The organism is Halomonas sp. 141 (assembly GCF_002810305.1).
In the GTDB taxonomy this organism is placed as follows: domain Bacteria; phylum Pseudomonadota; class Gammaproteobacteria; order Pseudomonadales; family Halomonadaceae; genus Vreelandella; species Vreelandella stevensii.
Genome location: NZ_PINZ01000156.1, coordinates 1 through 316, shown reverse-complemented (window position 1 = coordinate 316; position 316 = coordinate 1). Strand labels below are relative to the sequence as shown.

Sequence of the window (316 nt, the reverse complement as noted above, 5' to 3'; positions counted from 1 at the left end):
TGCACGCCCTCTTCGCAGTCTGGGCAGCCGTACTTGATGCGCACATGGCGGATCACCTCGATCCGCGCCGGCACGACATGCAGTTCCTCACTGATCTCTTTGCCGATCTCTTTGAGCTCGGTGCCGTCGTGGTGGCAATGACGGGCATCCTCGGGGAGCTCGTGGATCACTTCGACGCGGGGCAGTTCGGGGGGTAACGCCACGCGGCCGCCACCCCCCTCTGTCAGGATTGATGTCGTGTCCCTTGTTACACTCTCTTAAATATTCAGGGGCGTTTGGAGATCTGTATGCCTCGCTATTCCGATGAGCGACGTCA

The 316-nt window shown here is 59.8% G+C and carries 1 pseudogene; it reads right to left on the bottom strand.

The annotated features are described in order from the left end of the window. Positions 1 to 212, bottom strand: a pseudogene (locus tag CWI66_RS17790) (IS66 family transposase zinc-finger binding domain-containing protein); the annotation flags it as partial. Positions 213 to 316: the final 104 nt, after the last annotated feature.